Here is a 14,015-nt window from a genome sequence, read left to right as displayed (position 1 = left end):
CGGCGCAAGGCCGCCGCGGACGATCCGCTGAAGGTTGTCGAAGGCGGCGGACAGCCCCGCGGAGGTGTCCGCCAACCGGGACCGTACCTCGCCGAACTCCTTGGGGATCATCGCCTCGGCGAAGCGCAGCTCCAGCCCGAGTGAAAGAGCCGCTGCTGGACGCGACCAGCAGGGTCTCCACGACGGTGAACCCGGCGCCGACTGCGATCCCCACGGCGGCTGACGGCTGGCTGACCCGCACCAGCCATGACGCTAGGCGTCCGTGCATCAATGTCCGCCAACTCCTCGAGGAGGGCGTACAGGTCGAGCTCCGCTGATCCACGTGCAGGGTGTCGGCGGCACCGTGCGCACACCGTTCAAACGCCACCGTCGCCGGTCAATGCTGTCGCGTCGGCAGACGGCGGTGAACAAAGGCGCGCGCGATGATCCGGGCCTGCGGCGAACGCGCGATTGCCACCCTCAAACCTCCCGCGGCACCACAACCCCAATTCGTGCCATGTGAACAGACTCGCAGGTGGGGCGATTACAGCCAAATCATCACTAGGGTGCTCGGTAGGGTTTTCCCTCGCCGCGCGCCGATCGGTGCCCGTTCTGCGAGGTGAGACGGTGTTTCCGGTGATCACGGGCCATTTGACTTCAGTGGATGCAGCCCAGAATGCCCCTTGATTGGTGCGGCATTATTTCCGGCAGGCAAACGGCTAACGCACGGCCGTCTGAAAATTGGGAGGGCTGGGCGTGTATCAGCGTGTCCACGAACAGGTCGAAGAGCAGGTAAGGCGCACACCGGACCGGGTTGCCGTGATCGCCGGCACCGTCCGGATGTGTTACGCGGAGCTCGACGCCCGCGCGAACCGGATCGCCCGGGAGCTGGCTCGGGCCGGCGCCGGTCCCGGTGAACTCGTGGGCGTGTGCCTGGGCCGGGACGAGCACCTGCTCCCGGCGTTGCTGGGTGTGCTGAAGACCGGTGCCGCCTACGTGCCGATGGACCCGGCGTATCCGGCCGAGCGGCTGGCGTACATCGCCGGCGACACGAAGATGCGGCTCGTTGCGACCACCCGTGCCTCGGCGTGGGCCGGCCTGGACGCGGTCGCGGTGCCGGTCGACGAGATCGCCGCGGACGCCGACGCGACACCGCTCGGCCGGCCCGGTGGCGGTACCGACGCGGCGTACGTCATCTACACCTCGGGCTCCACGGGAAAGCCCAAGGGCGTCGTTGTCGAGCACCGCAACACGATGAACCTGCTGCGGTACGAGGCCGAGGCGTACACCGCCGAGGAGCTGCGCGGCCTGCTCGCCACCGCGTCGATCTGCTTCGACCCGTCGATCACCCAGCTGTTCCTGCCCCTGGTCACGGGCGGCACGGTCATCCTCGCCGACAACGTCCTCGCCCTGCCGACACTGCCGGCCCGCGACGAGGTCACGACCGTCTACGGCGTGCCGTCCGCGCTCGCCGCGCTGCTGCGGTCGCCGCTGCCGGCCGGTGTGCGGGCCGTGTTCGCCGGCGGGGAGCCGCTGACCCGGGCGCTGGTCGACCGGATCTACGCCAACCCCGGCGTGCGGCGGGTCCTCAACCTGTACGGCCCGACCGAGTGCACCACGACGTGCGCGATCGCCGAGGTCGGCCGTGACGACGCCGGCGAGCCGCCGATCGGGCAGCCGATCGCGGGCGCCGTCATGTCCGTGCGCGACGCCGACGGGCAGCCGGTCGCCGACGGTGAGCTGGGCGAGCTGTGGATCGGCGGCCCGGTCGTCGCCCGCGGCTACCTGAACCGGGACAGCGGCGGGTTCGGCGACGGCTGGTACCGCTCCGGCGACCTGGTCCGCACCGACGGCACCGCGCTGCGGTTCGCCGGCCGCGCCGACGACCAGGTGAAGATCCGCGGGTACCGGGTCGAGCCCGGCGAGGTCGAGGCGGTGCTCGTGCAGCATCCGGCGGTGCGCCGCGCCGGTGTCGTCGCCGCCGCCGACGAGGACGGCGTGTCCTACCTGGTCGGGCACGTGGAGGCGACCGGCCTCGACGAGCAGAGCCTGCGCGCGTGGCTGCGCCGACGGGTGCCGGAGCACCTGGTGCCGACCCGGCTGGCGATCACCGAGCGGCTGCCGCTGAGCCCGAACGGCAAGATCGACCGGGCCGCACTGCCCGCGCTCGCGGCCCGGCGCGGGACCGAGACGGTGTTCGTCGCGCCCCGCACTCCCGCGGAGGAGCGGCTCGCCGCGATCGTCGGCGCCGTGCTGGGCATCGACGAGATCGGGGTCGACGACCGCTTCACCGACCTCGGCGGGCACTCCCTGGCTGCCGCCCGCGTCTGCGCGCTCGCCGGCCGCGAGTTCGGCACCACGGTCGCCCTGGCCGACTTCCTCGCCGAGCCCACCGTCGCCGCCCTCGCGGCCCTGGTCAACGGCGGCCGGAGGCCTGCGGCGGCGCTGGTCCGGCACGAGGGGCGGACGGAGTACCCGCTCACCGCGACGCAGCGCGGCCTGTGGACGCTGCGGCAGGTCGGCTCGGTGCCGGCCGTGACCACGGTGGCGTTCCGGGTCCGGCTCACCGGGCCGGTCGAGGCGCCCGCCCTGCGCTCGGCGCTGGCCGCGCTGGTGTCGCGCCATGAGGTGCTGCGCAGCCGGATCGTCGAGCGCGACGGCGAGCCGATCGCGGTCGTGGGCGAGTGGACAGACGTCCCCGTCATCGAACACGACCTGCGCGACCGGCCCACGGCCGAGCACGACCTGCGCGACCGGCCCACGGCCGAGCACGACCTGCGTGACCAGCCCACGGCCGACCGCGCCGGACGGGCGGACGCGATCGCCGAGGCCGCCGCCCGGCACGCCTTCGACCTGACCGGCACCGCGCCGCTGCTGCGGGTCGAGCTCATCCGGCTCGCCGCCGGGGTGTCGGAGCTGGTGGTCGTCGCCGACCACGTGGCCTTCGACGGCTGGTCCACCGGCACGTTCCTCACCGAGCTCGCGACGGAGCTGGCCGCGCCCGGGACCGTCGAGCCGCTGCCGGTGCAGGTCGGCGACCTCGCCGTCACGCCCGACGGCGCGACGGACGCGTGGCGGGACGAGCTGGCCGGCGCGTCACCGCCGAGCGAGCTGTTCTCGGGCACCGGAAGCTTCCGCGGCGAGCGGATCACCCGCCCGGTGCCGCCGTCGAGCGGCACCGCGGTCTTCGCGGACTGGCTGACGGCGCTCGGGCTGCTGCTGGCCGGGTTCACCGCCCGCCGGGACGTGCTGGTCGGCGTGGTCGCGGCCCGGCGCGCCGGACCGGAGCTCGACCGGGTCATCGGCCCGCTCGTCGACGTGCTGCCGGTCCGGCTGCGGCTCGAGTCCGCGGCCACCGTCCGGGACACGGTCGCGGCCGCGTCGGCGACGACGGCCCGCGCGCTGGACCGGCCCCGGCCGTCCACGGAGGACCTGTTCGCGGCCGTCGGCACCCAGTCGCGCGGGGCGATGCTCACCCCCGTGGTGCTCGCCGCGCAGCCGGCCGGGATGCCGGTCCGGGTCGAGCGGGGCGGGGTACGGCTGGAGCTGCTCGGCGAGCTGGGGTGCGGCGGGGCACAGAACCCGTTGACCGTCTTCGTGAACGAGACGGCCGACGGTGTCGAGCTTCAGGTGGAGTACGACACCGGCCTCACGAACCGCGAGTGGGTGGAGGCGTTCGCGGACCGGCTCCTGCGCATGCTCGCCGAGGTCACCGCGGACCCGGACCGCCCGCTGCACCGCCTGCCGCTGGTCACCGCGGCCGAGGAGGCGCAGCTGCTCGACCTGGCCGCCGGTCCGCCGGTCCCCGCCGGTGCGCCGGCCACGGCGGTCGAGGCGATCGAGCGGCAGGTGCGGGAGCGCCCCGACGAGGTGGCCGTCGTCGGCGCCGACGACGAGATGACGTTCCGGCAGCTGTGGGACGACTCGGCCGCGATCGCGGCGCTCCTGCTGGGACAGGGCATCGGACCCGGTGACGTCGTCGGCGTGTGCCTGCCGCGCGACCACCGGATGCCGGCGACGCTGCTCGGGGTGTGGCGGGCCGGGGCGGCCTACCTGCCGCTGGAGGCGGAGCTGCCGGCCGAGCGCCTGGCCTGGCTCGCCGCGGACGGCGGCGCGAAGACCGTGCTCTGCCGGTCCACGACCGCCGCCGCGGCCGGATCGGGCGCGCTGGACCTGGACCTGGAACTGGACCGGGCGCCGGCTGTGCCCGCGGCCGACTTCCCGGTCGTCGGGTCCGGCGATCGGGCTTATCTGCTCTACACCTCGGGCTCGACCGGCAAGCCGAAGGGCGTGGCCGTCGCGCAGTCCAGCGTCGCCGCGCTCACCGAGGCGCTACGCTTCGAGCCCGGCTTCGGGCCCGGGGACCGGATGCTCGCCGTGGCCACGCTCAGCTTCGACGTCTCGTGCGCGGAGATCTGGTCCGCGCTCGGCGTCGGCGCCTGCTGCGTGGTCGTCGACCGCGACAGCGCGGTGGACGGGTACCGCCTCGGCCGCCAGATGGCCGAGCACCGCGTCAACGTGATGAACGTGCCGCCGACGATCCTGCGGACCCTGCTCGCGGCGGGCTGGACGGGCGGGACGGACCTGCGCGTGTGGGCCGCCGGCGAGACACTCGACCCGGCCCTGGCCCGGGAGCTGCTGCCGGTGGTGCGGGAGCTGTGGAACACGTACGGCCCGACCGAGGCGACCGTGCTGTCGACCGCGTACCGCGTCCTCGAGGTCGGCGACGCCGTGCCGATCGGGCACGCGATGCTCGGCGAGCGGCTGTACGTCATGGATGCGCTGGACCGGCTCGTCCCGGCGGGCGTCGTGGGTGAGCTCTGGATCGGCGGCGCCGGGCCGGCCATCGGCTACCACAACCGGCCGGACCTGACCGCGGCCGCGTTCGTGCCCGACCCCGTCGTGCCCGGCGGCCGGTGCTACCGCACCGGGGACCTGGTCTACCGCCGGCCGGACGGTGAGGTCGTGTTCTGCGGCCGGCGAGACCATCAGCTGAAGATCCGCGGGTACCGCGTCGAGCTCGGCGAGATCGAGGCCGTGCTGCGCGCCCACCCCGACGTCGAGCACGCAGTCGTCACGGCGCGGGGCCAGGGTGCGGAGGCGCACCTCGTCGGCTACGTCGCGGGCCCGGTCACCGCCGGGCAGATGGCCGCCCACCTGCGCGCGAGCCTGCCCGCCTACCTCGTGCCGCACCGCTGGGTGGTGCTCGACGCGCTGCCGATGACGCCCAGCGGCAAGGTCGACCTGGGCGCGCTGCCCGAGCCCGGCGAGGACCGGCCGCACCGGCCGGCCGAGTCGATGATGGAGCAGCTGGTCGCCGACGTGTGGGCCCAGATCCTCACCACCGATCGCATCGGCGCCGACGACAGTTTCTTCGGTCTCGGCGGGCACTCGCTGGCCGCGACCCGGGCCGTCGGCCGGCTGCGCGAGACGCTCGGCTGCGCGATTCCCGTGCGGCTGCTGTTCGACCATCCGGTCCTCGCGAACTTCGCGGGGCAGCTCGAGCGGCTTGTTTTGGACGACATCGTGGCCGCACCGGCCACCGGCAACTAGAAATTAGGAAGTCAAATATGTCTATGTCTGACCAGGACACCTTACGGGCCGTCATGGAGCGGCGGGTCGCGGCTGCCCGCGCCGCCGCCCGGGCTGACGCGGAGATCCCGCGCCGGCCCGACCCGGCCGCGCCGCAGCCGCTGTCACCGTCGCAGGCCCGGCTGTGGTTCAACGCGCAGTTCGAGACCAACACGTCGATCTACAACGTGCCCACGGTGCTGCGGCTGACCGGCCCGCTCGACGCCGACGCGTTGCTGGCCGCGCTGCGCGAGGTCGCCGCCCGGCACGAGGTCCTGCGCAGCGTCATCGCGCCGCCCGGGCACGCCGTCGCCGGCCCGGCCGACCGGCTGCGACTGTCCCTGGCGGACATCGACGAGCCTGCGCTGGACGCGGCGCTGCGGGCCGAGGTGAGCCGGCCGTTCGAGCTCGACCGCGAGCCGCCGATGCGGGCCGTGCTCTTCCGGCTCGGCGCCGAGCACCACGTGCTGGCCCTGACCGTGCACCACATCGCCACCGACGCGTGGTCGCAGGATCTGATCCTCGACGAGATCGGCGCGCTGTACGCCGCCCGGCTCGGCCAGGGAACACCGCCCGCCCCGCCGCGGCTGCAGTACGCCGACATCACCGAGTGGCAGGCCACGCGGACCGCGGACGACCACGTCGGCTGGTGGGCCGAGCGGCTGGCCGGGCTCGCCCCGGCGCTCGCGTTCCCCGTCGACCGGCCCTACCCGGCAGTGGCCGACTGGAGCGGCGGCTACCTGCCGTTCAGCCTGTCCCCGGCGCTGGCCGAGCGGGTGCGCGAGACCGCCCGGGAATGCAACGCGACGCCGTTCATGGTGGTGCTCGCGGCCTGGCAGGCGCTGCTGGGCCGGCTCTGCGGCAGCGAGGACGTCGCGGTCGGCGTGCCCGAGTCCGGGCGCCACCACCGCGCGACGGAGGGCGTCGTCGGCTGCTTCATCAACACGCTCGTGATGCGCACCGACCTGTCCGGCGACCCGACCGGCCGGCAGCTGCTCGACCGCGTCCGGGAAACCACCATCGAGGCGTTCGCGCACGCCACCGCGCCCTTCGAACGGGTCGTGGAGGCCCTGGCACCCGAGCGTTCCACCGCCACGACACCGATCTTCCAGTCGATGCTGTACCTGCTGGAGACCGTCCAGCGCGACCCGGTGCTGCCGGGCGTGCGCGCCGAGCGGCTCGAGGCCCCGCTCGACTTCAACAAGTTCGACGTGAGCCTGTCGCTGGAGGCCGAGGGCGGCGGCTACGAGGGCGAGCTGCACTACCGCCGGGACCTGTTCGACCACGCGACGGCCGAGCGCTGGGCGCGCTGGCTGCTCGCCCTGCTCGACGGGATGCTGGCCGAGCCCGACCGCCCGCTCTCGCAGCTCGACCTGCTCAGCGACGCCGAACGGGCCGACCTGGTGGCCCTCGGCACCGGCCCCGGCCTGCCCGCCGGCGCGCCCGCCACGGTGCTCGACGCGGTCCTCGCCCAGGCCGACGCCCGCCCCGCGGCCGTCGCCGTCGACGCCGCCGGCGGCACCCTGACCTACGGTGACCTGGCCGGGGCCGCGGCCCGGATCGCGACCGCCCTGCGCGAGCACGGGGCCGGGTCCGGCGCGCCCGTCGGGATCTGCCTGCCCCGCGACCGGCACCTGCCCGCCGCGCTGGTCGGCGTCTGGCAGGCCGGATCGGCGTACGTGCCGCTGGAGCCCGACCACCCGGCCGAGCGGCTGCGCTACCAGCTCAGCGACTCCGGCGCCAAGGTCGTCCTCGCGGCCGCGGAGACGCTCGACGTGGCCCGCCCGCTCGTCGAGGGCACCGGCGCCGTCCTCGTCGACCTGGCCGACGCGCTGGCCGCCGAGCCCGGCGATCTCCCGGTGACCGGCGCCGACGACCTCGCGTACATCCTCTACACCTCCGGCTCGACCGGCCGCCCCAAGGGGGTGGAGCTCAGCCACGGCGCCGTCGCCGCGTTCGTCGCGGCCAACTGCGAGCTGGTGCCGGTGACGCCCGACGACGTGATGCTCGGCCTGACCGCGCTCTCCTTCGACGTGGCCGGGATCGAGCTGTGGTGCGGCCTCGGCAACGGCGCCCGGCTGGTGCTGCTGGAGCGCGGCGTGGCCGTCGACGGGCACCTGGTGGCGCAGCGCATCGCCGAGTCCAAGGTGACCGTGATGACCGCGACCCCGACCACGTTCCGGATGCTCGTCGCGGCCGGCTGGCAGTCGCCGGAGGTGCGGGGGATCGCCATCGGCGAGGCCCTCGACCCCGCGCTCGGCCGCGAGCTCACGGCCCGGCTCGGCGAGTGCTGGAACGGTTACGGCCCGACCGAGACCGCCGTGGCGTCCACGATGTACCGCCTCACCGCCCCCGTCGGCGACACCGTGCCGATCGGCACCCCGATGGCGGGGGAGTGGGTGTACGTGATGGACCCCAACTCCCCAGCTGCCGGCCGCCTCGCGCTGCCCGGGACCATCGGCGAGCTGTGGATCGGCGGCGCCGGCGTGGCCCGCGGCTATCACGGCCGGCCCGACCTGACCGAGGCCGCGTTCGTCGCCGATCCGGTCCGGCCCGGCGAGCGCTGCTACCGCACCGGTGACCTGGTCCGCTGGCGCACCGACGGGCTCCTTGATTTCCTCGGCCGCCGCGATCACCAGGTGAAGGTCCGCGGGCACCGCATCGAGCTCGGCGAGATCGAGTCGCAGCTGCGCTCGGCGCCGGACGTGGCCGAGGCGGTGGTGACCGTCGCCGACCCGACCGGCGACGCGCACCTCGTCGGCTACGTCGTACCGCGCCCGGGGTCGACGCCGGACACACAGGCCCTGGAGGCCCTGTTGCGGGCGACACTGCCCGACTACATGGTCCCGCGCCGCTGGATGACGCTGGACGCGCTGCCGGTCAACGCGTCCGGGAAGGTCGACCGCACCGCGCTGCCCGAGCCGCGGGACGAGGTGCAGCAGCGGGTCGCGCCGCGCACCGAGGCGGAGCAGCTGGTCGCCGAGATGTGGAGCGCCGTGCTGAAGCGCGATGAGCTGTCGGTGTACGACAACTTCTTCGCGCTCGGCGGGCACTCCCTGTCGGCGACGCTGGTCGTGGGCCGGCTCCGCGACGCGCTGGACTTCCCGGTGCCGGTCCGGCTGCAGTTCGAGCAGCCGGTGCTGGCGAACTTCGCCGCCGCGCTGGAGGCGCTGCTGCTGGACGAGGCGGCGCAGGCGTGACAGTCACCGACGCCCAGCGCTCGCTGCTGCAGCAGCGGCTGGCCGGGGCGCGCCGCAACGCCGCCCGCGCCGCCAGCACCATTCCCGCGTCCCCCGACCGGGACTCGCCGGCGCCGCTGTCACCGGCCCAGGCCCGGCTGTGGTTCCTGCACCAGCTGGAGCCCGACAGCGGCTCCTACCACGTGACGGCCACCGTGCGGCTGACCGGCCCGCTCGACGTGGCCGCGCTGACCGCCGCGGTCCGGGACCTCGCCGAGCGCCACCACGTGCTGCGCACCCGGTACGTGGACCGCGACGGCGAGCCGAGCGCGGTGCTGGGCAGCGCGGACGACGTGCTCGTCGAGACCGACGGGGAGATCGACGACGTCCGGCAGCGGGCGTTCCGGCTCGAGGAGGAGCCGCCGCTGCGGGCGCTGATCCGCCGCGACGGGCCGGACGAGCACGTGCTGCTGCTCGTCGTGCACCACATCGCCTTCGACGAGTGGTCCGTCGACCTTGCCCTGCGCGAGCTCGCCGACCTGTACGCCGCCCGCCTCGACGGCCGCCCGGCGCCGGACGCGCCCGGGCTGCAGTACGCCGACTACGCCCGCTGGCAGGCCGGCCGCGAGCCGTCTGCCGCGGCCCTGGACCGGTGGGTCGAGCGGCTGCAGGGCCTGGCGCCGGTGCTGGACCTGCCGACCGACCGGCCCCGCCCCGCGGTGGCCGGCCACGGGGCCGGGGAGGTGCCGGTGCACGTGCCCGCGGCGCTGGCCGGCCCGCTCGCCGACCTCGCCGCCTCCTGCGGGGCCACCCCGTTCATGGTGCTGCTCACCGCGCTCCAGGCGCTGCTGGCCCGGGTGTGCGGCACCGACGACATCCCGATCGGGGTCCCGGTCGCGGGCCGGCACCACCCCGACATCGAGAAGATGATCGGCTGCTTCATCGGTACGTTGGTCATGCGGACCGACTGCTCCGGCGACCCGACCGGACGCGAGCTGCTGAACCGGGTCCGCGAGGTGGCGATCGACGCGCTCGCACAGTCCGAGACCCCGTTCGAGCGGATCGTGGAGCGGCTGCAGCCCGAGCGCACCCTCGGCCACACGCCGATCTTCCAGGTGCTGCTCAACGTGCTGGAGCAGCCGGCCGCGCCGCCGCGCCTGCCGCGCCTGGACGCGCAGGGCGTCCTGCTGCCGACCCACACCGCCAAGTACGACCTCAACCTCACGCTGTCGCGGGTGGACGACGGCTACCGCGGCATGCTGGTGTTCCGCACCGACCTGTTCGACGACGAGACCGCCCGGCGGCTGGTGGACTGGTTCCTGGCGCTGCTGACGGGCCTGGTCACCGAGCCCGACCGCCCCGTCGGAGCGCTGGCGCTGGAGCCCGGCGTGCGGCCCGGGCCGGACGGCCCGCGGGTGTCCTACCCGCTGGACCGGCCGCTGCACGAGCTCATCGCCCGCCACGCCGGGTCGACGCCGGAGGCCACCGCGGTGGTCGCGGCGGACGGCCGGCTGACCTACGCGGAGCTGGACCGGCGCGCCGGGGCGGTGGCGGCCCGGTTGCTGGCGGCCGGCGTACGGCCCGAGGAGCCGGTCGCGGTGCTCACCGAGCGCGGGACGGCCCTGCCCGTCGCGATGCTGGGCACGCTGAAGGCCGGCGCCGTCTACCTGCCCGTCGACCCCGGCTACCCGGACGGCCGCGTGGCGGAGATCCTCGACACCGCCCAGGCCCGGTTCGTGCTCACCGAGACGGCGTTCGCGGACCGTGCACCGTGCCGTGTCCCGGGCCGCGAGGCGATCGTCGTCGCGGACGTCACCGGCGATCCGGCCGAGGCCGTGGTGGTGCCGATGGACCACCTCGCGTACCTCATCTTCACGTCCGGCTCGACCGGGCGGCCCAAGGGCGTCATGGTCGAGCACCGCAACATCGCGCACTACCTGCACGCGGTGGCGGACCGCATCGGGCACCGGAGGTCCTACGCCCTGGTGTCCACCCACGCCGCCGACCTCGGCATGACGAACCTGTTCGGGGCGCTCGCCACCGGCGGCGTGGCGCACCTCGTGGACCGCGAGACCGCCACGGACCCGGAGGCGTTCGCGGCCTACCTGGCCGAGCACCCGGTCGACGCGATGAAGCTGGTCCCGAGCCACCTGGAGCTGCTGGCCGCGCACGGCGACCTCGCCGCGCTGCTGCCCCGCGAGCTGCTCGTCCTGGCCGGCGAGCCCTGCCCGTGGGAGCTGGTCGACCGCATCGAACGGGTCCGGCCGGACCTCGAGGTCCAGGTCCACTACGGCCCGACCGAGACGACCGTCTCCGTCTTCGGCTGCGACGTGCGCGAGGTCCCGGCCGAGCGCCGCACCGGCATCGTCCCCATCGGACGCCCGTTCGCGAACGTCGAATGCCGGGTGACCGACCGGGCGGGCCGCCAGGTGCCGGACGGGGTGCCCGGTGAGCTGCGCATCGGCGGCCCGAGCGTGGCCCGCGGCTACCTGAACCTCGTCGACGACCGCTTCCAGCAGGGGTGGTACCGCTCCGGCGACCGCGTCCGCGTCGACGCCCACGGCCTCGTGCAGATCCTGGGCCGGGTCGACGACCAGGTGAAGATCCGCGGTTTCCGGGTCGAGCTCAACGAGGTCGCCTCCGCGGTGCGCGGGGTCCCCGGCGTCGGCGAGGCCGTGGTACTGCCCGTCGGCGAGGCGCACACGCGTCGGCTGGCCGCCTGGATCACGCCCGCCACCGCCGATCCCGGGCTGGTGCGGGCCGCGCTGCGCGACCGGCTCCCGGACTACATGGTGCCGTCGGCGTTCGTGGTCCTCGACCGGCTCCCGCTGACCGCCAACGGCAAGGTGGACCGGACCGCGCTGCCCGCACCGCAGCCGCCGGGCGCCGCCACCCGGGTCGCGCCGGAGTCCCCGACGCAGCTGCGGGTCGCCGCGGCCTGGGCCGAGGTCCTCGACGGCGCTGAGATCGGGCTCGACGACGACTTCTTCGCCCTCGGCGGCGACTCGTTCAAGGCTGTGCGCGCCGTGCGGGCCATCGACCCGCAGCTGCGGGTCATCGACCTGTTCACCCGCCCGACCGTGCGCGAGCTGGCCGCCTACCTCGACGGCGACACCGGCTCGACCGGGCTGCTGCACCGTCTCGCGGGCCCGGCCGACGCGACCCTGACCGTGGTCTGCGTGCCCTACGGCGGCGGCTCGGCCGCGGCCTACGGGCCGCTCGCCACCGAACTCGCCCAGCGCCTGCCGGGCGCGGCCGTGCTGGCGATCGAACTGCCCGGGCACGACCCCGCCCGGCCCGACGAGCCGCCGCTGCCGATGGCCGAGCTGATCGACCGCGTGGTCGCGGACCTGCCGACCGGCCCGGTGCTGGTCTACGGCCACTGCGTCGGCTCGGCGACCGCCACCGAGCTCGCCCTCCGACTGGAGTCCGACGGCCGCGAGGTCGCCGGGCTGGTCGTCGGCGGCAGCTTCCCGGCGGCCCGGCTGCCGGGGCGGGTGTCGTCCTGGCTGCACCGGCGCTTCCACGCCACCTGGTTCACCTCCGACCGGGCGTACCGCGACTTCCTGCGTACACTCGGCGGCCTCGACGACGACGAGGGCCTCGACGCCGACGTGATCCTGCGCAGCCTGCGGCACGACGTGGACGAGTCCCAGACGTGGTTCACCCGCGAACTGACCCGGCCCGACCGGCGGCGGCTGCGGGCGCCCGTGCTGTGCCTGATCGGGGCGCGGGACCGCTCGACGGAGCTGTACCAGGAACGCTATGCCGAATGGGGCGCCTTCGCGGACCGCGTCGCCCTCGCCGTCCTGCCCCGGGCCGGGCACTACTTTCTCAAGCACCAGGCGGCGGCCGCGGCCGACGAGATCGCCGGCACGCTGCGGGAGTGGGGCGCGGGCCGGGCGCCGGAGGTGGTCAGCACCGCGGTCACCGGCGGCCGGGCCCGGCGCGACCTGCGCGAGTTCTACGTCATGACCGCCGGCCAGACCGCCTCGCTGATCGGTGCCGCGCTGAGCTCGTTCGCCCTGGGCGTCTGGGCGTACCAGCAGAACGGCCGCGTCGCCGACTACGCCCTCGTCACCATGCTGGCCCTGCTGCCCTCGATCCTGCTGCTGCCGGTGGGCGGTGCCGTAGCGGACCGGATCGACCGGCGGCGCATCATGCTGGCCTGCAACGGGGCGGGCGCGGCGGTCATGTCCGCCGTGGTCACCCTGCTGGCGCTGGGCCGCCTGGAGATCTGGAGCGTCGGGCTGCTGGCCGGGCTGCTGTCCGCGGTGACCGCCTTCCACCGGCCCGCCTACCTGGCCGCGGTCGCGCAGCTGGTGCCGAAGCCGTACCTGGGCCAGGCCAACGCCCTCGCCAACCTCGGCCCGGGCATCGGCATGCTCATCGCCCCACTGGCCGGCGGCGCGCTGATCACGGCGCTGGGCATGCCGTGGGTGGTCGCGGTCGACGTGGTGTCGCTGCTCGTCGGCGTCGGCACGCTGCTGCTGGTGCGCCTGCCCGACCGGCTCTTCCGCCGTCAGGAGGAGACCTTCGTCCGCGCGATCGTCGGCGGCTGGCGGTTCCTCATCCGGCGCCGCCCGCTCATGGTCATGATCGTGTTCTTCGTGGTCGAGAACTACCTCGCGATGCTCGCCCTCGCCGTGACCGTGCCGACCGTGTACGCCTTCGGCGGCACGACGGCGGTCAGCGTCGTCACCGCGTTCAGCGGCATCGGGGCCGCCCTCGGCGCACTGGCCATGGTCCTGTGGGGCGGCGCCGAACGCCGCGCCACCGGCATGGTCGGCTTCGTCATCGGGGTCGGCCTCGGCGCCGCGCTCGTCGGGCTACGGCCATCGACGGCGCTCGCGGCGGCGGGCAGCCTCATCTGGTACGCCTCGCTCACCATCCTCAACGCCCACTGGCTCGCGATCATCCAGGTCAAGGTCGGCCTCGAACTGCAGGGCCGGGTGCTCGCCACGAACCAGATGCTCGCCGTGGCGATGACACCGGTCGCGTTCCTGACCGCGCCGCCGTTCACGGAGGCGGTCGCGCCGCTGCTGCGGCCGGGGGGCGCGCTCGCGGACACCGTCGGGCGGGTCGTGGGCGTCGGGGACGCCCGCGGCACGGGACTGATCCTGCTGGCCTGCGGCGTGCTGCTGGTGATCTGGGGCGCGCTGGGCCTGGCCTACCGACCCCTGCACCGGATGGAGGACGACCTGCCGGACGCCGCAGCGGGCGCCGAGATCCCCGACTCGCTGGACGAGGTCCAGGCCCAGGCCGACGAACAGGTGCGCGTGTAAC

3 protein-coding genes and 1 pseudogene are annotated in these 14,015 nt (G+C 74.8%); all 4 read left to right on the top strand.

Annotated elements, in window-relative coordinates; all coding sequences use genetic code 11:
- Positions 1-325: 325 nt before the first annotated feature.
- Positions 326-464: pseudogene (locus ACQEVZ_RS45355) on the top strand (IS5/IS1182 family transposase); the annotation flags it as partial.
- A gap of 271 nt (positions 465-735) precedes the next feature.
- A complete protein-coding gene (locus tag ACQEVZ_RS45350; RefSeq protein WP_433379814.1) occupies positions 736-5,532 on the top strand; it encodes an amino acid adenylation domain-containing protein in 4,797 nt (1,598 codons plus the stop codon).
- A 23-nt stretch (positions 5,533-5,555) separates the two neighbouring features.
- Positions 5,556-8,750 carry a non-ribosomal peptide synthetase gene (locus ACQEVZ_RS45345; RefSeq protein ID WP_433379811.1) on the top strand — a complete coding sequence of 1,065 codons (3,195 nt, stop codon included), beginning with the start codon at positions 5,556-5,558 and terminating at the stop codon, positions 8,748-8,750.
- Complete coding sequence (locus tag ACQEVZ_RS45340; RefSeq protein ID WP_433379808.1) at positions 8,747-14,014, top strand: non-ribosomal peptide synthetase/MFS transporter; 5,268 nt, start codon at positions 8,747-8,749, stop codon at positions 14,012-14,014. The genes ACQEVZ_RS45345 and ACQEVZ_RS45340 overlap by 4 nt, the downstream gene beginning before the upstream one ends.
- The last annotated feature ends 1 nt before the right edge of the window (position 14,015 follow it).

Source organism: Dactylosporangium sp. CA-152071 (assembly GCF_050936335.1).
Lineage (GTDB): Bacteria > Actinomycetota > Actinomycetes > Mycobacteriales > Micromonosporaceae > Dactylosporangium > Dactylosporangium maewongense.
The sequence above is the reverse complement of the archived record's forward strand: the minus strand, read 5'-3'. Positions and strand labels throughout refer to the sequence as shown.

Bases quoted from the DNA above. Each gene is read 5' to 3' on its own strand.
- ACQEVZ_RS45345 (WP_433379811.1), top strand. From the start codon at position 5,556: ATGTCTGACCAGGACACCTTACGGGCCGTCATGGAGCGGCGGGTCGCG.